We start from the raw sequence: 18,512 nt of genomic DNA on the forward strand, positions 1-18,512 counted from the left end.
AGCATATCAATAAGCGCACCTAAAAGGTATCGCTAATTTGAAGGGATTTTAGTTACTTTTTTAAGCTGTTTTTGGATTCTTGCTTTTGATTTTCTTGATCTATTTTAGCATCAAGTTCTTTAATAGATTTGTTTATATTAAACGAGCTTGGCAGTACATCAACTCCCACTAAACTCCCTAATTTAACAACTAAAGGAATTGTAAGCGGGGCAAAAGGTAATACAGCAAACACACCGAGCCCTAGCCCTTTTAAAATATCAACAAACTGTTCATTAGCGCGTTTTAACTCCTCTTTACTTGTTTGGCCTTGGGTATAGCGCCTATAAATAGAGAGCATTTCTTTGGTTTCTTGTTTTTCTTGAGCAAGTGCGATTTTAAGCGCCACCATAGCACGACGAAAACGCAGCTGTTGGCGTTTCTTACTAATTTTAACTACCCGCCAAGGCGCACGGTGAATAACTTTATATAATCGCATAGCTTTTATTTTCACACAGCGGCGCAGGTTCACAAAGAATAATTTACTTGCTACGGCCTTTCACTTACTCTTATTGCACCAAATTAGTATTAAATACATACAATAATGCAAAATTTATCAAGTCAAATACCGCAAAAGCCTGAAAAACCGAAGTCTGATGAATGCTGTGGCGGCGGTAGTTGCTGCCCCTGTGTGTGGGATGAATATAAAGAAAAATTAGTGGCTTGGCGCTGCATACAAAACATTAAAAAACACAAGGAAGAAACAAATAAATAACATTTTAATATTTCCAACGCATTAAAATTCCTCTTAACAACCCTATTTGCACTTATTTAGTTCATTTCCACTTCACTTTGCACCACTGTTGCATTTTTTATTAAATTGAACCTTTTTGTTATCAAACGGTTAATTAACAATTGCTCTCCTCGTTTTTTACCTATAGTCTGTAGATAGGACTTCACAAAAAGTAAGCTTAATTGATTAGGCTTTTGAGGTAAGACCTCAAACTTATGTGAAACAAAAATTAAGTAAAAAATAAATGATGTGAAATTAGCATCAAAAATAAGAATTATTCTAACTGGGGAAAATTAGAATGAAATTAAAAAATAATGCGCTAAACCAAGCAATCAAATTTGCTTTAGCTACAACCACTGCAGGGTTGTTTTTTTCAGGTACTGCTGTTGCAGCAGACGAGCAACAACAAACTAAAGTAAACAAAAACGTAGAGAAAATTGCCGTAGTAGGTACGCGTTCAGCTCCACGTTCAATCGGTGATTCACCGGTGCCAATCGATATTATTGGTGGCGAAGAGCTTGAAAAGTCGGGCAACACTGACATGCTTGAACTTTTAAAAGGTGCCGTGCCATCTTTTAACGTACATCAAAACCCTATTAGCGATGCAGCCTCTCTTGTTCGCCCAGCTAACTTACGTGGTTTACCATCAGACAGCACATTAGTTCTTTTAAACGGCAAACGTCGTCATCGTGCTTCTGTAATTGCGTTTTTAGGCGGTGGTATTAACGATGGTGCCCAAGGTGCAGATATTTCAGTAATTCCAAGCATTGCTATTAAACAAGTAGAAGTACTTCGTGATGGCGCAGCCGCACAGTATGGTTCTGATGCAATTGCCGGTGTAATGAACTTCCAGTTAAAAGACGCTTCAGAAGGCGGTAAATTAGAAATTCGCCATGGTCAATTTTATGAAGGCGATGGGGATACAACACAAGTGTCGGGTAACGTGGGTTTACCGTTTACCGACAATGGCTTTGCTAATTTAAGTTTTCAATACAAAACAGCAGATGCAACAAGCCGCTCAGTTCAGCGTGCCGATGCTGCAGCTCTTTCAGCTGCCGGTGTTCCTGATGTATCTTCGCTCGCACAAGTATGGGGCGCACCTGAAGTTGATGACGATATTACAATTTTTGGTAACGTGGGTTTAGAGCTCACTAACGATTCTGAATTTTACATGTTTGGTAACTACTCTGAACGTGATGTACGTGGTGGCTTTTACTACCGTAACCCACAAACGCGTTCTGGTGTTTATTCAAATGATGGTGGCGAAACCCTGCTTGTTGCAGATTTAACACCTGATATGAGCGCTAACTGTCCTACTATTGCAATAACAGATGGCAACGTACTAGATGATCCAGCTTACATAAATGGTGTAGCGAACAACCCAGATTGTTTTGCATTTAACGAATCGCTTCCAGGTGGTTTTACACCTAACTTTGGCGGCAACATTACTGATACTTCTTTAACTATCGGTACTAAAGGGCGATTCACTGGTGGCTTCTTAAAAGATACTTACTATGACTTAAGCGGTACTGTGGGCTTAAATGAATCACGTTACTTTATTTACGATACGGTTAATGCCTCTTTAGGTGCAGATACACCACGTGATTTCAGCCCAGGTAAATATGAGCAACTAGAGAAAAACTTTAACTTTGATTTATCAAAGGGTGTCGACTTTGGTTTAGCTTATGATGTAAATATTGCCGGTGGTTTTGAATGGCACGAAGAAACATTCACTATCATTTCTGGTGATGAAGCATCGTACACTGCAGGCCCTTTAACAGAACAAGGTTTTGGTATTGGCTCTAACGGCTTCCCTGGTTTTAAACCATCACAAGCAGGTGAGTTTTCTCGTCGTAACTATGCAGCATACGTTGATGTTGAAGCACCGTTTACTGAAGATTTCCTAATGGGTGTGGCGCTTCGCTTTGAAGACTACGACAGCTTTGGTACTACAACTAACTACAAAGTAATGGCTCAATACCATTTAACTGAAGATTTAAATATTCGTGGCTCTGTAAGTAGCGGTTTCCGTGCACCTACAGTTGGTCAAGCTAACGTAAGTAACGTACAAACAAGCTTAGACAGCGGCGTATTACAAGATTCAGCGCTTCTTCCACCAACAAACCCAATTGCAGTGCAATTAGGTGGTACAGAGCTTGAGCCGGAAGAATCGCAAAGCTATACGCTTGGTGCTGTATACACAATCGGCGAGTTATTTTTAACGCTTGATTACTACAATATTCAAGTAGATGACCGTATTAGCCAATCAGATAAAATCAACTTAAGCCAAGCAGATAAAGATACACTTACAGCGGCTGGAGTTCCTAATGTACAAGGTCTTGCTCAAGTAAGCTTTTTTACAAATGACTTTGATACAACAACACAAGGTATCGATTTAGTTGCCAACTATACAGCTGAACTAATGGGCGGTAGCTCTACATTTAGCCTTGCTTATAACTGGAATGATACTGAAGTAACTCAATTTAGTGAGATTACAGGTGCGTTTAAGGTTAAGCGCTTAGAAGAAGACTTACCGAATCATCGTGCAACGTTCACATTATCTCAGCAGTGGGAATCAGTTTCTGCATTTGCTCGTGCAAACTACTACGGCGAATACCAAGGTGTTCACGTTGATTATGATGCAACAGCTAAAACAGCAGATGCTGCCGTCACTATTGATGCTGAAGTAACTTACTTCTTAAATGAATCAGTTAGCTTCTCTGTAGGCGCTCAAAACTTGTTTGACCAAGATGCTGAAAAACTTGATTTTGCAGATGCAACGGGAATTCCTAATAACAACTGGGGTGGTCAATACTATGAAACATCTCCGTTTGGTATTAACGGTGGCTTTTACTACGCGAAAGCAACATATACTTTCTAAACTATTTTCATGAAGAACCAAAGGCGAAATGTTAAAGACATTTCGCCTTTTTAATTTTATAGTTAATAAAAATAATAATGAACAATACCAATTGCATTGAATAAGTGTTCTATTATAGCGCTCAGAAAATAGCGTAATAACAAGGCAAAATTATGATATATAGTTGCTCTATATGAATAATTTTTAACGCAGTGAGTACGCTATTTAATGCGATAGAATGATTGTTTTTTTAATAAAATTGGTATAACTATGCTACTTAATAAAGCTAACCAACTACTGCAACAAAATAAACTCAAAGAAGCTGAGTTTCATTTTAAAACGTTATTAAATAGTAACCCTGAAAATGGTGAAGCTTTATTTGGCTTAGGCAGAATTGCCTTACGACTAGAACGCTATGACTCTGCTGTATACTTACTCCAAAAAGCATGTGAGCGAATGCCTCATATGCTTGAACCATTACATGCACTAGCAGATGCGTTTAACGGTGTTAATTCGCCAAACGATGCGTTAACTGTTCTCGAATATGCAAAAAAGTTAGCGAGTCATAACCCAGAACCCCACTACTACCTAGCCCAACACTACTTAATATATGGCGAATTAGATAAAGCCCATACAACGTTTGCCCAAGCTCTCAGTATTGGCACCTACCCAGTAACAGCCTATATTTTATTTGAACTTGTACAGTTAGGCCGCTTTAATAAAGAGCATAATTATGTAAGTAATTTACACCACTTATTAACTCAAACGAGCAATTTACGTTTGAAAATGGTGTGTTACTACGCATTAGCAAACAGTTACGATGTACTTGAAGATACCGAGCAAGCATTTAATTACTTTATATTGGCGAATAAATTACAAAAAAAATTAAGTGAATTTAACACTAAAGATTTAATCCCTTTTTACGATGAAATAATAAAATACAACACCGAGGAATTTATTGCCTCTGCCGATGAAAAGTTTACAGGTAATATTACGCCTGTTTTTATCATTGGCATGCCTCGTAGTGGCTCTACCCTCCTGGAGCAAATGTTGGCAAGCCATAGTCAGTTTTCGAGCCTAGGAGAGAGTACAAGTATTAGTAATAACGCAGTTGCTTTTATTGAACAAAAAACGGGAGTTGCTTACCCGCAATGTTTAGCGCATTTAACGCCTGACCTAATAAAAAAAGCCCGCGAACTGTATATCACAACTTTAAAAACAGCATCGCCCATCAGACCTTTTATAATAAATAAACTGCCTAGTAATTATCAATCGCTAGGACTTATATATAGGCTGTTTCCTAATGCTAAATTTATAAACTTAAGTCGTGATTTTAATGCCACCGCATTTTCTATCTTCACTAATTACTTTGCTGAAAACGAGCCTTATTTTTGCTCACTACCTGAGTTTAAGCTTTATCATAAGTTGTATGAAAAAATGATGAGGCATTGGCACTCCTTTAAAGATATGCCAATTTATGATGTCAGTTACGAAGATTTAGTGAGTAACCCAAAAGAGCAGCTAACGCAGTTACTTGGTTTTTTAAACTGTCATTTTGAAGAGCGCTGCTTAGCTTTTTATAAACAAAAAACACCGGTAACCACGTTGAGTAAACATGCTATTCGCCAACCTATTAATAACGCCGCAATCGCTAAGTGGGAGCGTTACAAAACACCGCTTTTAAAGTTACTTGATGAGAATTAATCGGATGTGCTTTAAACCAATTAAGTAAATCTTTAAATTGATCATCACGCGCACTTGGGTGGGTAAGCATATTAATATGATCGTAATCAAAATTATGCCCGTGTTTACGACCGTAAATTCGCATTTGTTGAATGCCAGACCCAGATTCGTCCATAAATTTTTGAATATCGATTGGTTGAGCTAGTGCTTTGTCTTTTACCGCAGCAATATGAAGCGTTGGCGGTAAATGCAGGCTGTTTAGCGCTTTTGCATAATCAAAATTATCATCAGAATCTATCCATGGCTTCTTTTTAGCCCATTGCATACTTTGATAATGCGACTTTTGAGTTTCGTTATCGCTTCCCCACTTATAGCTCTTAGCATTTAAATAACCATGTTTTTTAGCAAGTAAAGGCGCCATAAAATACCAAATTAAATTGGCTTGTAATAGTTTTTGAGGATGATTATTAAATAAAGAACGCTTAGAGCCAAAATACACACACGCTTTTACATCATTAATATATTGAGGGAAACGTGCAAACGCGCTGTTCATTAATACTCCGCCCCAAGAGTGAGCAACCCAGTAGTCAGGCTTCTTGCCTTCAATCAACTCTATTTGCTTAATAAACGCTGGAATATCTTCTAAAATGGCTTCAGTTTGCCCGTACTTAGCGTCACTTGAAATAACCGGTTTACTATCACCTCGGCCACGTAAATCGGCCACATAACATCTATATCCATGCTCAGCCAAAAAAGGGGCAAGTCCTTTATTTGAATGGGTATAAAAAATTTTACCGTTTTCTACAGCTCCATGCATAAAAAATACGACAGGCCCTTGCTGATTTTCATCGCTAATACGGCGTAAATGAAGTGTTTGTTGATCAGCTAAATTAATAATTATTGATTGCTGAGAAATCGCCACAGTTATTCCTTTTTATTATTTTCAACTCATCCTACCAGCAATATTAAATATACCAAAGGAAATGTCTGCACTTTACTCATCAGCATTTGTTACAATCATCACATCATATCTGTTGTTAAAATGAAGCCATGAAAGAAAATAAAGCACGTTCAAAATTACACCCTCGTAACCTACATAAAAATGGGTACGACTTCGATTTATTAACAACAGAGCACCCTGCTCTACTGCCCTTTGTTATAACAACACCTGCAGGTACTAAAAGCATTGATTTTAGTGATAACAAAGCCGTTAAAACACTAAATCAAGCTCTTTTAAAAGCACATTATAATATTGATTTTTGGGATATTCCCGAGCACAACTTATGTCCACCTATACCTGGGCGTGTTGACTACATTCATTACTTAGCCGACTTATTAAGTGATGATAATCAACAACAAATACCTTTAGGTAAGCAAATTAAAGTACTTGATATTGGTACTGGCGCTAATTTAGTTTACCCGCTTACTGGTACAAGTGAATATAAGTGGCATTTTACAGGGACTGATATTGATGCAACCTCAGTAAAAATAGCAAAGCAAATTGCTCAGTTTAATGGTTTAAAAATAACCCTAAAACAACAAAAAAACGCATCACATATTTTTAAAGGCGTTATAAATCAAAAGGATTTATTCCATTTAACACTTTGTAATCCTCCGTTTCATGCCAGTGAAGAAGAAGCGACTAAAGGTAGTGCACGTAAATGGAAAAACTTAGGCAAAACACCAAGTAACGCGCTTAACTTTGGTGGCCATAATAATGAATTATGGTGCGAAGGCGGTGAAGTACAGTTTATCTCTAATATGATTAAAGAAAGCGAAGACTTTGCAGAGCAAGTACTGTGGTTTACGTCGTTAGTATCCAAAAAAGATAATATTGCAGCCCTTGAAGAAGTATTAAAAGCCCACCCGATAGCACAATATAAAATAGTTGATATGGCACAAGGTCAAAAAATTAGCCGCTTTATTGCATGGAGCTACTTTGATAAAGAAACCCGCGAGCAAATTTGTAGCGAGCTTGATTAATACCAATTTTATTAAAAACAATAAAAAGGATAAGGCAATCATGATAGATTTTCGCTCTGATACAGTTACAAAACCAACAAAAGAAATGCGCGATATTATGTACAGCGCACCGGTTGGTGATGATGTATATGGTGATGATGAAAGCGTTAACCAACTAGAAGCTTATGCGTGTAAGCGTTTTAACTTTGAAGCCGCACTTTATTGTAGCTCAGGTACACAAGCCAACTTACTTGCAATAATGGCGCATTGTGAGCGAGGTGACGAATACATTTGTGGCCAAAATGCGCATAACTATAAGTTTGAGGGCGGCGGTGCAGCTGTTTTAGGGTCTGTGCAACCACAGCCTATCGAAAACGATGCTGATGGCAGTATACCTTTTAGTAAAATATCGGCGGCTATAAAACCAGACGATTGCCATTTTGCAAAAACGCGATTGCTTAGTTTAGAAAATACCATTGGCGGAAAGGTGCTGCCTCTTGAGTACTTAGCCCAAGCTCGTGACTTTGTTAACACACATAATTTAGCGCTGCACTTAGACGGCGCACGAGCATTTAATGCCGCAGTTGAGCTAAATGTTGATATCACTGAAATTACAAAACACTTTGATTCAGTTTCTATTTGTTTATCTAAAGGCTTGGGAGCGCCCGTAGGCTCTTTATTAATAGGCTCACCAGCACTTATTAATAAAGCAAGACGATGGAGAAAAGTACTTGGTGGCGGTATGCGCCAAGCCGGAATGCTTGCAGCCGCTGGGCAGTTTGCACTTGAGCACAATGTAGAGCGCTTAAAAGACGATCATGCAAATGCACGTTATTTGGCTCAACAATTAAGTGAAATCAGTGGCTTTACTGTCGATATGAGTAACACCACTAATATGGTCTACGCAACATACACTAACAGTATAAATATTGAAGAGATTGCTGAGGCACTTAAACAACAAGGTATATTATTTAGCCCAAGCAAGCAGCTTAGGCTAGTAACGCATTTAGATATTACGCGCGAAGATATTGATACATTTTTAAATGCTTTGTCGGCCCATATTTAACGCGGCTTTATAATGTTTGCGGCATACCGAAACATATCGGTCATTGCCGCCAATTTCTACTTGATTACCATCGGCTATTGCTTCACCATTTTCATCGGTACGAAGTACATGGTTAGCTTTACGCCCGCAGTGGCATACAGTTTTAAGCTCAACTAACTTATCAGCCCACGCAAGTAAGTATTGCGACCCTATAAATAGCTCGCCTCTAAAGTCATTACGCAGGCCATAACACAATACCGGTATACCAAGTTCATCAACCACATCGGTTAATTGCATTACTTGTTCTTTTGATAAAAATTGACACTCGTCAACTAATACACAATGGCGTTTTTTATCATTGTTGAGTGATTGAATAAGATCAAAAACATCTTTGCTAGCATCAAATACATGCGCATCAGCTTGCAAGCCAATACGAGACGATACTTTACCCACGCCTTGTCTATCATCAATGGCCGCAGTAAGGATGACAGGTTCCATGCCACGTTCTTTATAGTTAAATGCAGATTGTAATAACGTGGTTGATTTACCTGCGTTCATTGCAGAGTAGTAAAAGTATAATTGAGCCATTGCTGTGCCATTTTATAAAAAGTGCGCTTATGCTACCTTAATATTAAATTAATACCAATTTACAAACGCGAATTTTATTTTGTCAGGGCCTGTGACCTTTTAGGATTGTAATTTGTTCTATCTAGGGGGGATTTAATCGCGGCGCGAGATTTGTAACCTAGTGAGCTAAGTAAAAACCGAGCAACAAAGAGTAAATCCCTCCTAGGACGAACCCAGGGGCAGCGCGTGTTTGGCATTTATAATGCGTTATCGTTTATTTATGGGGACTAACCACACTACATAGGCTCCGCCTAGCCTAAAAACCAAACACGCTGCTGCAAATTTAACCTCGAAAGATAAACAGGCCCTTTTATTTAAGTGTTTGTAAGTATTTAATATACACAGGTGCACTTTCAAATTTTGATAACCATTGCCACATTTCCAAGCTTAGAGTGCTATTTTCTTCGTAGAATTTTTTTGAAAAAATAAGGTAACCATGGCTGGTTTCGTACGGTGGGTAAATAGGTTTAACATTTTTACTTTTATAAGGGTAACTCGACACTTTTAAGCCATCTACTTGGCATAGATCGACACTCGCCTGCACCACGCCCTTATCTAGCAACTCAAAAGCTTTGCTTTTAGAGAACGTATTATGAATAAAAAATGGTTCTTCTTTTAACGCGCTATTTAGCCCATAGCCATTAGGAATAGCTATCGTAAATGCTTTATTTTGAAATACTTCGCGAGTCTCCCATTCTTTATGAAATTTATAACGCCCTATAAGGCAGCTACCAAATTCACTTACTGCATACTCTTCTTGTAACTTACCTTGTTCATCAACAGGGTAAACAGCAACATTTTCTCGTCCTGTGCGGTAACTTGCAATAACAGCATTCACTCGATTAAATTCTAAATCGTTTAAGCATCTACGCCATGGCTTTCTAACAAATTTAATCTCAACACCATCAATCGCTTTATCTAATAAGCTTAAAACCTCCACTGAGGCCTCAGGTTGATCAATAGGTATAGCCTTATCAACACCTAAAAATAGTGGTGCTGCGTTTTTATCTTCATAACAAAAAAGTAATTCTTTGGCCGTAACGCCATTGCAAAACACAATACACTTCAAAACAAAAATATAAAGTAACGTTCTAATTTTCATAGTGATTTTTATTTATAAACTAAATCTACAGTGTAGTATGTAGTACTAAACATACAAAATATTCGTTAAATTAATTTACATTAATCCTTCGTGTTTCAGCAACCATAGTTTTCTATCAAGCCCACCTGCATAACCCGTTAACTTTGCATTTGCGCCAATAATTCGGTGACAAGGCACTATAATACTAATCGGGTTTTTACCATTAGCAGCACCTACCGCCCTCACTGCTTTTGGGTTATTGAGTTGGTTTGCAATATAACCGTATGTTTGCGACTGTCCAAAAGGTACCGTTAATAATGCTTGCCATACACTGTGCTGAAATACCGTACCGCTTGTATCAAGTGGTACATCAAAAGTAGTGCGACTTTTTGCAAAGTACTCATTTAACTGCGCAGCGCAAATAAGCACCGCCTTGTTAGTGACTTGCTCAAATGGCGTATAAGGGTGTTCAACTGGTGGATAAAACCCAACATAACTCACGCCTTTTTCGGTCGCTTGAATAACTATGTCGTCTATTGGGCTCGAAATTGATGTTTGAATTATCATTATAATTGCTGCCAAAGTTGAAACGTTAAGTAAGAGCGAAAAGGAGCGCAATTAGCAGGCTCAAACGGGTTTGCCGCTGCTTGTGCTTTTTTAACACCTAAATCACCATCAAGTAATATATCGGGTTGGCTTTGTCCTCGCAGCTTTGCATAATTTACTGTCCAAGGGCCAATTCCTTTTAAGCTAAGCCATTCATCTAAATCGTCATTTTCAGGATTTAGTGCACAAAAATGGGCTAAATTGTGCAGTGCATTTTTGCGTGCTTGTGGCATTTTAAAAAAAGCAAAATCACTATCAGCAACAATTTTAGCTGTGGGGAAGTAAACAGCATCACCCTCTTTTTCGCCTAATTCGTCAACTAACTTTGTTACTAAATTATGCGCCGCAGTAACACTCACTTGTTGTCCGAGTACCGCCCTTATACCGGCTTCAAAACTTGACCAAATCCCCGGAAGCCTGAGCCCTTCACACACTGTAAACGCATTGTTTATATTGGCGCTTAAATGCGTTTGAATTAAATTAATATCGGCATCTAAATCAAGCACACGGCGTATATTATTTATAACAGGTTGTAAGTACACCGTATTGTCTATATTGATAGATACACTAAAGTGGTTTTTACTCGCTATAAATTCAGCGGTAAAGCTTCCTTTGTATTCCTCACTTGCAAAAGTACGTCCGTAGCTCGTTTGTGTTATCCACTCCATTGGTTTTATCAAGCGCCTTTGTAAAAAGCCCTGCAAAGCAGGCCAATTATAAGGCGGCCTAAATGGCAGGGTTAAAGTGAGTGTTGACGTTGGTTTTTTATCGCTACTACGCAGCTTCGAGGGAGCTATATTTAACTGCTGTAAAAATGCATCATTAAAGCGCCTAATGCTTTTAAAACCTGCGGAAAACGCTATTTCGGTAAGGGGTAAATGTGTTTCTTGAATCAGCTTTTTAGCAAAGTGACATTGGTTAAATAATCGATATTGCGTAATCGACACGCCAAAATACTGCTTAAACAACTGTCTTAAATAACGACTACTTACACCTAAACGAGCTGCTAATTTTTCGCAGTCGTGCTCGTCATTTTGATCTATTAACTGTTTTGCTCTAAGTGCAGTCGTTTTTGTACCCTGCCATGCTGCGCTGCCAGGGGCACTATCGGGCCTGCAACGAATACAGGGTCTAAAACCATCTTGCGCCGCATTATGGGCAAACTGATAATAAGCAACGTTTTTTTCGTGAGCCGTTGGCGCAGGGCAAATAGGTCTGCAATAAATACCGGTACTTTTTACCGCTACGTAAAAAAGCCCGTCAAAACGAGGATCGCGGCTCTGACGTGCTTTTTGCCAATGTAAAATGTCCATAAGCGACTCTGTAAAATAACCTTATAGAGCCTAGCTTATACAAAAAAACTCACATTACTAGCCATATTCGGCACTCAACCAATAGCCAATAAATAACGCCTTTGTACTTCTTGCCAATTAATTACATTATAAAATGCAGCAATATATTCAGGGCGTTTGTTTTGATACTTCAAGTAATAAGCATGTTCCCATACATCAAGTCCCAAAATAGGTGTATTACCTTGCATTAAAGGACTATCTTGATTAGCGCTATTTTCTACAATCAACTTTTCATCCGGCGTTACAGATAACCACGCCCAACCACTACCAAATTGGCTAATTGCCGCGGCTGTAAATTCCTCTTTAAACTTATCAAAACCGCCTAGTTGCTCATTTATAGCCTGAGCCACAATACCTTCAGGTTTACCGCCTCCTTGTGGGCTCATTACTTGCCAAAATAAGCTATGATTAAAATGCCCTCCTACATGCTCTTGTACTGCTTTTTGCAAATTACTAGGCAGGCTGTTTATTCCCTTAAGTAATTTTTCAACATTTACGTTTTCATACTCAGTATCTGCTAAAGCAGCATTGGCTTTATTGATATACGTTTGATGATGCAGTGTGTGGTGAATATGCATCGTTTTACTGTCAATATGAGGTTCTAATGCATCGTATTCATAATCTAGTTTAGGTAAAGTAAACGTCATAAATAGTCCTTTTTAGTGCAATTGTTTGTTTGAAGGTGTGTTTGAGCTTAAACAAAAATTAACTTGCTCAATCAGTTCTGGAAGAGAAGGGTACCGGCGTGCAAATGACACAAGTTCAGAGGAAGTTTTAATGTAATGATGCTTACTCACTTTTTGTATATCGTAATGAATATGCTTTGTTAAAGAACAAAGCGTTAGGTGTATTTCGCATAGCCATTTACATGCATTTTCTGGCTGCTGCATAGCTATATAGGTATCAGCTAAATTATGCGACGCAACAACAAGTGCGGGTATACAATGCTCAATAGCATAAATGGCATTGTTATTAATCTGAGCATATAAAAACTGCTGAAGGAGATGATCCGCAAGCGTTTTGGCTAATAAGTATTTATCGCGTGCTTCGAGTAAAGCACCCTGCTCAAATGCATAATTACCTTGCATTATGTTCGACTGCCAAGGGCTTTATGCTTGCTCAAGATAGAGTAGATCTGGGTGGGGCTGTTTTTGACCTGAGATCATATAATCATCTGCACATTTAATTATTGAGTGTGTATTTAACTTACACACCCAACAACCCAAATGCAAATGATTTTCATTAACTACTTGGCGAAATCTAATAATTCCTGCCCTGTTAAGCGATATATAATCCATTCGTTTTGAGGCTTTGCGCCAATACTGTTGTAAAAATCGATAGCGGGTTTATTCCAATCAAGCACCACCCATTCAAAACGACCACAGTTATTACTAATAGCCTTATTAGCTAAGTGCTTCATAATGGCTTTGCCTGCACCATTGCCACGACTATCTGGGCTTACATATAAATCCTCAAGGTATAGGCCATTTTTACCTAACCAAGTAGAGTAATTATAAAAATATACTGCAAAACCAATTGGCTCATCGCCCTCTAAACAAATTATGCTGTGCGCGGTTGCCCCTTCGCTAAACAAAGTATCTAAAATTGCTTGTTCATCGGTTTTTACCGCATCCGGTTCTTTTTCGTATATGGCAAGTTCGGTAATAAAGTGCAAAATTGTTTTTGCGTCACTTGGTTTTGCATCACGTATTATAACGGGTTGGCTCATTGTATTTTTACCTTAAATATACTGCTCTAATTTATCTTTTAAAATATCTAATTGAATAGGTTTACTCAAGTAATCATCCATACCAGCTGTAATACAACGCTCTTTATCGGAGTCCATTGCATTAGCGGTGATAGCAATAATTCTAATATTTTTGTGCTGTTCACCCGCTAATCCTTTGCGAATAGCCGCGGTTGAAGCAAAACCATCCATAACAGGCATTTGGCAATCCATAAGTACTAACTTAAAGAACCCTGAATCGTGAGCTTTTAATATATCAATTGCCAGTTGACCATTCCCGGCAATCGTAACATCACAATTAAGCTTTTTGAGCATTAATTTAGCCACCTGTTGGTTAATGGGATTATCTTCTACCAATAATATTTGGGAAGGCTCCTGTACCTTTTCTTTTTTGAGTGACGAAATATAACCTGACGTAACGAGTGGAAGCGCTTCTCCTGCTCCATTACTCGTAATAACGGACAGAGCAGAAATTAAATCAGCGGTGGTTACTGGTTTAGGGAAATATGCCTGAAAACCAGCATCAGAATAGCGCTGAGCGCCTTCCATACCCGCAATACTAGTCATCATTACAAGTGGCATTGATTTATAATGTTCATGTGCTTTTAATGCTTTACAAAGCTCTATGCCATCCAGTCCTGGCATTTGCATATCAAGCACTGCAATATCATACATGCAATTTTCGCTTTTATATTGCTGCGCACACATATCAAGTGCTTGGTGTGCGTCACATGCCAGAACAACTTTCGCGCCCCAATGTTCAAGCTGCTGTAAAATTACTATCCTATTTGTCTCGTTATCATCAACAACTAAAACTGTTAATTCTTCCATATTAATATTAGGAATATAACGCTCTTTTTGATCTCCCGGTGTTAGCATTATAGAGGCAGTAAAGGTGCTTCCTTTACCTGCTTCGCTAGTGACAGAAATAGCTCCTCCCATTAACTCGCAAAGTTGTTTACAGATGGCAAGCCCTAAGCCACTGCCCCCGTACTCACGCGTTGTTGATGCATCTACTTGAGAAAACGGAGTAAATAATTGCTGTTGTTTGTCTTCACTTATTCCTATGCCTGAGTCTTTTACACTTACAACAAATTCTAAACCTTGAACCATTTTATTAATTTTCGCACTTACCACAACCTCGCCTTTAGCCGTAAACTTAACGGCGTTACTCAGTAAATTAGTAAGCACTTGGCGAATTCGCCCGGGGTCACCACATAATTGCGAAGGCTCCAAGGCTAACAAATCTAAAATTATTTCAATGCCTTTGTCTTGAGCTGTAAATGCTTGCGCGGCAGCAACTTCGCCAATTAAATCTCGTCCATTAAAGTTAATTTCTTCAAGTTCGATTTTACCAGCCTCGGCTTTAGAAAAATCTAAAATATCGTTAATCACGGCTAATAAAGAATGTGCGCTTGTTTTGGCAATGTCTACTTTTGTCTCTATTGGCTTAGGTAATGATTCTAATTGAACAAGCTCTAGCATACCGAGCACACCATTCATTGGCGTTCTTATTTCGTGGCTCATAGTTGCTAAGAATTGACTCTTAGCAAGCGCTGCATCTTCAGCTTTAACAAGCGCTACTTTTAACTCCTCACTAATTACTTTACGCTGCTGAGAAACTAAAGAGCTTCCCACTAAAGTAGCTAATGATCGAAGATACGTTTCTTCGCTTTGCGTCCAATTGTGGTGCTCGCCTACCGTTTCAGCACACAAAATACCTAAATTACCATCGCCAGTTGCTATCACTGCATCAAGCATCGATTTAATATTTAGTGGTTTTGCATACGCTTCTATAAAATCAGCAGTTGCTGGGTGCGTATAAACATCATCAATAGCTACTAAGTTTTGCTTATAAATGGCGTTATAATATTCAGGGTAGTCTTTAGCAGTTAAAACAGCATTTGTATCTACAAAACCTTGCCCTTTAATGTATAAACTATGACATGTCATCACATCTCGTTTATCGTTAAAAATCCATACCGAAGCGCGAGCAATATCTAGCACTTCACACATAGATTTAACTGCTAACTTTTTAACTTGTTCTACATTACTGTTTTGTACTTCAGGGGCAACAGTAAGTGCGGCTAAATTTTTGTTATACCTGTTTGTTTTTTCGCTTTCGAGTTCAAGTCGCTTATGCGCATCAATACTTTGAAACGAGCCAAAAACACGTACGCATTTTCCATCTCTAAGCTCTGCTTGGCCCATTGATTTAACCCAACGCTCCTGCCCCGAATAAGTTAAAATAATAAGCTCAACACTCCAACTTTCACCTAAAGTCACAGCGCATTCAAACAAGGTACTTATAGTGTCTCGGTGTATTCCTGGTTTATAAAAATCAATTGCGGTATCTATGCTAGGCTCATAACCCTCTGGTACCTCATGAATAACTTTAACTTCATCAGACCAATAAAGCGTATGCGCCTCTAAGTCAATTTCCCATGCGCCAATCTGACCTTGCTTACTCATTGATTCGAGTAAATTTTGCTGACGATTTATTTCTAATTGAGTATTGTAACGATCCGTAATATCTAAAATAAACCCATCTAAATACAATATGTTGCCATCATCTGCGTAAATCGCTTGGCCTTTTTCGTTTACCCAATGCAAGGAACCATCGCGAGCTGTAATTCTATACTCAACAGACCATGGTTGCTTGGCGCCGACACAGCTTAATATTTCAGCTTTTATTTTTGTAGAATCGTCTTTGCATATTAAATCAAAAAAGTTAATGGCTTCGCTATGTATCAACTCATCAGGCGAATAGCCTGTTATTTCACTCGCTTGGTCGCTCATATAGAGCATGCTTAATTTGTCATCAAATTTACATCGATAAATAATGCCCGGTATATTTGATACTAAAGATGCAAACCTATCTCGACTTCCTTGCAGTTCATGCTGTGTAGATTTTTGATCAGATATATCTAAATGCGTACCTATCATACGTTTTGGAGAGCCATCGGTATTCCACTCAACTATTTTTGCAGTATCGAGAACCCAAATCCAATCTCCATTTTTATGCTTCATGCGGGCTTCGCTAACATAATAGTCAGTCTCGCCGGCAAAATACGCTTGAAGTTTTCTCTCCGATATAGCTAAATCATCAGGGTGAGCAAAGGTATACCAAGTATCTATAGTGCATGGTTCAAGCTCGCTGAGTTTGTAACCTATAATCTCGGCCCAGCGATTATTAAATGTCACTTTTTTAGAATCGATATACCAATCCCAAATACCCACGGCTGTTGAGTCAATCACTAGTTGTAACTGTGTTTTGTGCTGTTCAAGCTCCAACTCTTGTAATTTAAGTGCTGAAATGTCGGTACGAATAGCGATATAGTTTTGTGGTTTACCGTTTTCATCTAAAAATGGCACGATGGTCGTATCTACCCAATAAAAATCACCATTTTTAGCTTTGTTACATATTTGCCCGTTCCATATGTCGCCATGTTTAAGCGTTTTATACATATTTTTAAAAAATTCTTTTTCGTGTTTTCCCGAATTTAAAAGGCGATGGTTTTCGCCTATTAATTCATGCTCATCAAAACCACTAATCTCACAAAATTTCTTATTTACAAAAGTGATAGTGCCATGCAAATCGGTTACAGCAACAATTGCATGTTCATCTAATGCGCTTTTTTGTTCAGCTAATTGTTTTAATGCAATTTGAAGTGCCGAACGTTGTTTTTGCAATATACTTTGTTGCTCTGCTTTTACGTCCACTAACTTACGAAGACCTAATGAAAGCTGATTAAACTCTATACTGTCGTTTATTATTGGAACTTTAACCAAATCGCCTTTTGTAATATTTTCAACAATTTTAGCTAAGTTAATTAAAGGCTGAGAAAGCCGGCGACCAAACCACCAAGACAGCGTTAATATAAGCAATAACGCCCCCGTATTAGTCAATACAGCAAGCTGCTTATAATAATTGGCGCCTTGTAGTGCGACTTCTTTTGGTTTTGATACGAGTAGCTGCCAGCCAGATTCATTTAAAAACTCTAATGAATTAATATACCCATATAAAGTGACTTCATTCTTATCACTATAAGTAAAAACACGTTGTGTTGGTGATCCATTTTGAGAGAAAAATAGTGGTTGGGTATCGTCTGAGTTATTACTTTTTTGAATTTTATTTTTGTACATAACATAAAATGTTATGTCTTTATTAGCAGCGTGTATTTTACTTAAATTATTTAATAAGCCTTTTAAATTTATATCTGCGATCAATATTGTTTGTAACTTATTTTCATCATTTAATACCGGCAAGCCAATAATATGATAGTCGCGCCCTGAGGCAGTCATTGACCGAAACTGAATCTTGCCTGTATTTTTAATACCTGTGCGTATGTCGTCAAAGCGCGGCTCTTTAATAACATCAAAAAAAGGTGATAAAGGTCGTGAGTTAACAAGGTTTATATCTATAAGCTCTACACGATTAACGAAGTCATACTGCTCAACAAATTGATTTATTAATTTTTGTTTTTTAGCAGAGCTAATATCAAGTTGTGACCTAAGCAAATATAAATCTTTAACATGGTCTGCAAACCAAATATCAGCAAATTGCTTGCCTATATTATTAAGCTCGTTAAGTTCGGTGTCTGCATTTTGTTTAAGGGTGCGATTTACGTGTTCAAGACTAAACCACGTAAGTATACAAAGTGGCACTAAAGCTATAATTATAAAGGTTATAATTAACTTACTTCGAACAGATTGTCCTTTACCTGTTAATTCACCAAAGTTTAAACCTTTGTCCATGCTTAATACCCAGCAGCTTTTA

Annotated in this window: 15 protein-coding genes; 5 read left to right on the top strand and 10 right to left on the bottom strand. The window is 38.1% G+C overall.

Annotated features, from left to right (window positions below; translation table 11 throughout):
• Nucleotides 1-52: 52 nt before the first annotated feature.
• The gene (locus WNY79_RS01480; RefSeq protein WP_024600540.1) at nt 53-475 is read right to left on the bottom strand and encodes a hypothetical protein; all 423 of its coding nucleotides are present in this window, start codon (nt 473-475) and stop codon (nt 53-55) included.
• A gap of 105 nt (nt 476-580) precedes the next feature.
• Here WNY79_RS01480 and WNY79_RS01485 point away from each other — a divergent pair, with 105 nt between their 5' ends.
• The 3 genes from WNY79_RS01485 (at nt 581) to WNY79_RS01495 (ending at nt 5,333) form a co-directional block, all read left to right on the top strand.
• Nucleotides 581-751 (top strand): oxidoreductase-like domain-containing protein, encoded by a 171-nt coding sequence (locus WNY79_RS01485; protein WP_076925739.1) that lies wholly within the window; start codon nt 581-583, stop codon nt 749-751.
• A gap of 316 nt (nt 752-1,067) precedes the next feature.
• Nucleotides 1,068-3,650 (top strand): TonB-dependent receptor, encoded by a 2,583-nt coding sequence (locus tag WNY79_RS01490; RefSeq protein ID WP_076925741.1) that lies wholly within the window; start codon nt 1,068-1,070, stop codon nt 3,648-3,650.
• Between the two features lie 249 nt (nt 3,651-3,899).
• Complete coding sequence (locus WNY79_RS01495; protein WP_342874895.1) at nt 3,900-5,333, top strand: sulfotransferase; 1,434 nt, start codon at nt 3,900-3,902, stop codon at nt 5,331-5,333.
• On the opposite strand, the gene WNY79_RS01500 is transcribed toward WNY79_RS01495, so the two are convergent.
• The gene (locus tag WNY79_RS01500) at nt 5,281-6,234 is read right to left on the bottom strand and encodes an alpha/beta fold hydrolase (protein WP_342874896.1); all 954 of its coding nucleotides are present in this window, start codon (nt 6,232-6,234) and stop codon (nt 5,281-5,283) included. The two genes, WNY79_RS01495 and WNY79_RS01500, sit on opposite strands and share 53 nt — an antisense overlap.
• Before the next feature lie 128 nt (nt 6,235-6,362).
• On the opposite strand from WNY79_RS01500, the gene rlmF reads away from it, so the two are divergent.
• A complete protein-coding gene (gene rlmF, locus WNY79_RS01505) occupies nt 6,363-7,295 on the top strand; it encodes a 23S rRNA (adenine(1618)-N(6))-methyltransferase RlmF (RefSeq protein ID WP_342874897.1) in 933 nt (310 codons plus the stop codon).
• Between the two features lie 40 nt (nt 7,296-7,335).
• A complete protein-coding gene (ltaE, locus tag WNY79_RS01510; RefSeq protein ID WP_342874898.1) occupies nt 7,336-8,340 on the top strand; it encodes a low-specificity L-threonine aldolase in 1,005 nt (334 codons plus the stop codon).
• Here the strand turns inward: ltaE and WNY79_RS01515 are convergent.
• From WNY79_RS01515 to WNY79_RS01550, 8 genes are all read right to left on the bottom strand, one after another.
• Entirely contained in the window at nt 8,314-8,907 is a 594-nt protein-coding gene (locus WNY79_RS01515; protein WP_007582344.1) for a thymidine kinase, read from the bottom strand. The genes ltaE and WNY79_RS01515 overlap by 27 nt on opposite strands.
• A gap of 349 nt (nt 8,908-9,256) precedes the next feature.
• Nucleotides 9,257-10,048 (bottom strand): amino acid ABC transporter substrate-binding protein, encoded by a 792-nt coding sequence (locus tag WNY79_RS01520; RefSeq protein ID WP_121954723.1) that lies wholly within the window; start codon nt 10,046-10,048, stop codon nt 9,257-9,259.
• Between the two features lie 75 nt (nt 10,049-10,123).
• A complete protein-coding gene (locus WNY79_RS01525; RefSeq protein WP_170071339.1) occupies nt 10,124-10,594 on the bottom strand; it encodes a methylated-DNA--[protein]-cysteine S-methyltransferase in 471 nt (156 codons plus the stop codon).
• Nucleotides 10,594-11,946 (bottom strand): AlkA N-terminal domain-containing protein, encoded by a 1,353-nt coding sequence (locus tag WNY79_RS01530; protein ID WP_342874899.1) that lies wholly within the window; start codon nt 11,944-11,946, stop codon nt 10,594-10,596. Before WNY79_RS01530 ends, WNY79_RS01525 begins: the two co-directional genes overlap by 1 nt.
• A gap of 74 nt (nt 11,947-12,020) precedes the next feature.
• Complete coding sequence (locus WNY79_RS01535; RefSeq protein WP_342874900.1) at nt 12,021-12,632, bottom strand: superoxide dismutase; 612 nt, start codon at nt 12,630-12,632, stop codon at nt 12,021-12,023.
• A gap of 12 nt (nt 12,633-12,644) precedes the next feature.
• Nucleotides 12,645-13,073, bottom strand: a complete 429-nt coding sequence (locus tag WNY79_RS01540) for a hypothetical protein (RefSeq protein WP_342874901.1) — start codon at nt 13,071-13,073, stop codon at nt 12,645-12,647.
• Between the two features lie 158 nt (nt 13,074-13,231).
• On the bottom strand, nt 13,232-13,714 hold the full coding sequence (locus tag WNY79_RS01545; protein WP_024593105.1) for a GNAT family N-acetyltransferase: 483 nt from the start codon (nt 13,712-13,714) through the stop codon (nt 13,232-13,234).
• Nucleotides 13,715-13,726: 12 nt separating this feature from the next.
• Nucleotides 13,727-18,490, bottom strand: a complete 4,764-nt coding sequence (locus tag WNY79_RS01550; RefSeq protein WP_342874902.1) for a PAS domain-containing protein — start codon at nt 18,488-18,490, stop codon at nt 13,727-13,729.
• Nucleotides 18,491-18,512 lie beyond the last annotated feature (22 nt).

The sequence above is a fragment of the Pseudoalteromonas sp. AS84 genome, from assembly GCF_038900255.1.
GTDB lineage: Bacteria > Pseudomonadota > Gammaproteobacteria > Enterobacterales > Alteromonadaceae > Pseudoalteromonas.

Coding starts and splice junctions, on each gene's coding strand:
- WNY79_RS01515 (WP_007582344.1), bottom strand. CDS start 8,907: ATGGCTCAATTATACTTTTACTACTCTGCAATGAACGCAGGTAAATCA.
- WNY79_RS01520 (WP_121954723.1), bottom strand. CDS start 10,048: ATGAAAATTAGAACGTTACTTTATATTTTTGTTTTGAAGTGTATTGTG.
- WNY79_RS01550 (WP_342874902.1), bottom strand. CDS start 18,490: ATGGACAAAGGTTTAAACTTTGGTGAATTAACAGGTAAAGGACAATCT.
- WNY79_RS01530 (WP_342874899.1), bottom strand. CDS start 11,946: ATGGACATTTTACATTGGCAAAAAGCACGTCAGAGCCGCGATCCTCGT.
- WNY79_RS01540 (WP_342874901.1), bottom strand. CDS start 13,073: ATGCAAGGTAATTATGCATTTGAGCAGGGTGCTTTACTCGAAGCACGC.
- WNY79_RS01490 (WP_076925741.1), top strand. CDS start 1,068: ATGAAATTAAAAAATAATGCGCTAAACCAAGCAATCAAATTTGCTTTA.
- WNY79_RS01480 (WP_024600540.1), bottom strand. CDS start 475: ATGCGATTATATAAAGTTATTCACCGTGCGCCTTGGCGGGTAGTTAAA.
- WNY79_RS01545 (WP_024593105.1), bottom strand. CDS start 13,714: ATGAGCCAACCCGTTATAATACGTGATGCAAAACCAAGTGACGCAAAA.
- WNY79_RS01535 (WP_342874900.1), bottom strand. CDS start 12,632: ATGACGTTTACTTTACCTAAACTAGATTATGAATACGATGCATTAGAA.
- WNY79_RS01525 (WP_170071339.1), bottom strand. CDS start 10,594: ATGATAATTCAAACATCAATTTCGAGCCCAATAGACGACATAGTTATT.
- ltaE (WP_342874898.1), top strand. CDS start 7,336: ATGATAGATTTTCGCTCTGATACAGTTACAAAACCAACAAAAGAAATG.
- WNY79_RS01485 (WP_076925739.1), top strand. CDS start 581: ATGCAAAATTTATCAAGTCAAATACCGCAAAAGCCTGAAAAACCGAAG.
- rlmF (WP_342874897.1), top strand. CDS start 6,363: ATGAAAGAAAATAAAGCACGTTCAAAATTACACCCTCGTAACCTACAT.
- WNY79_RS01495 (WP_342874895.1), top strand. CDS start 3,900: ATGCTACTTAATAAAGCTAACCAACTACTGCAACAAAATAAACTCAAA.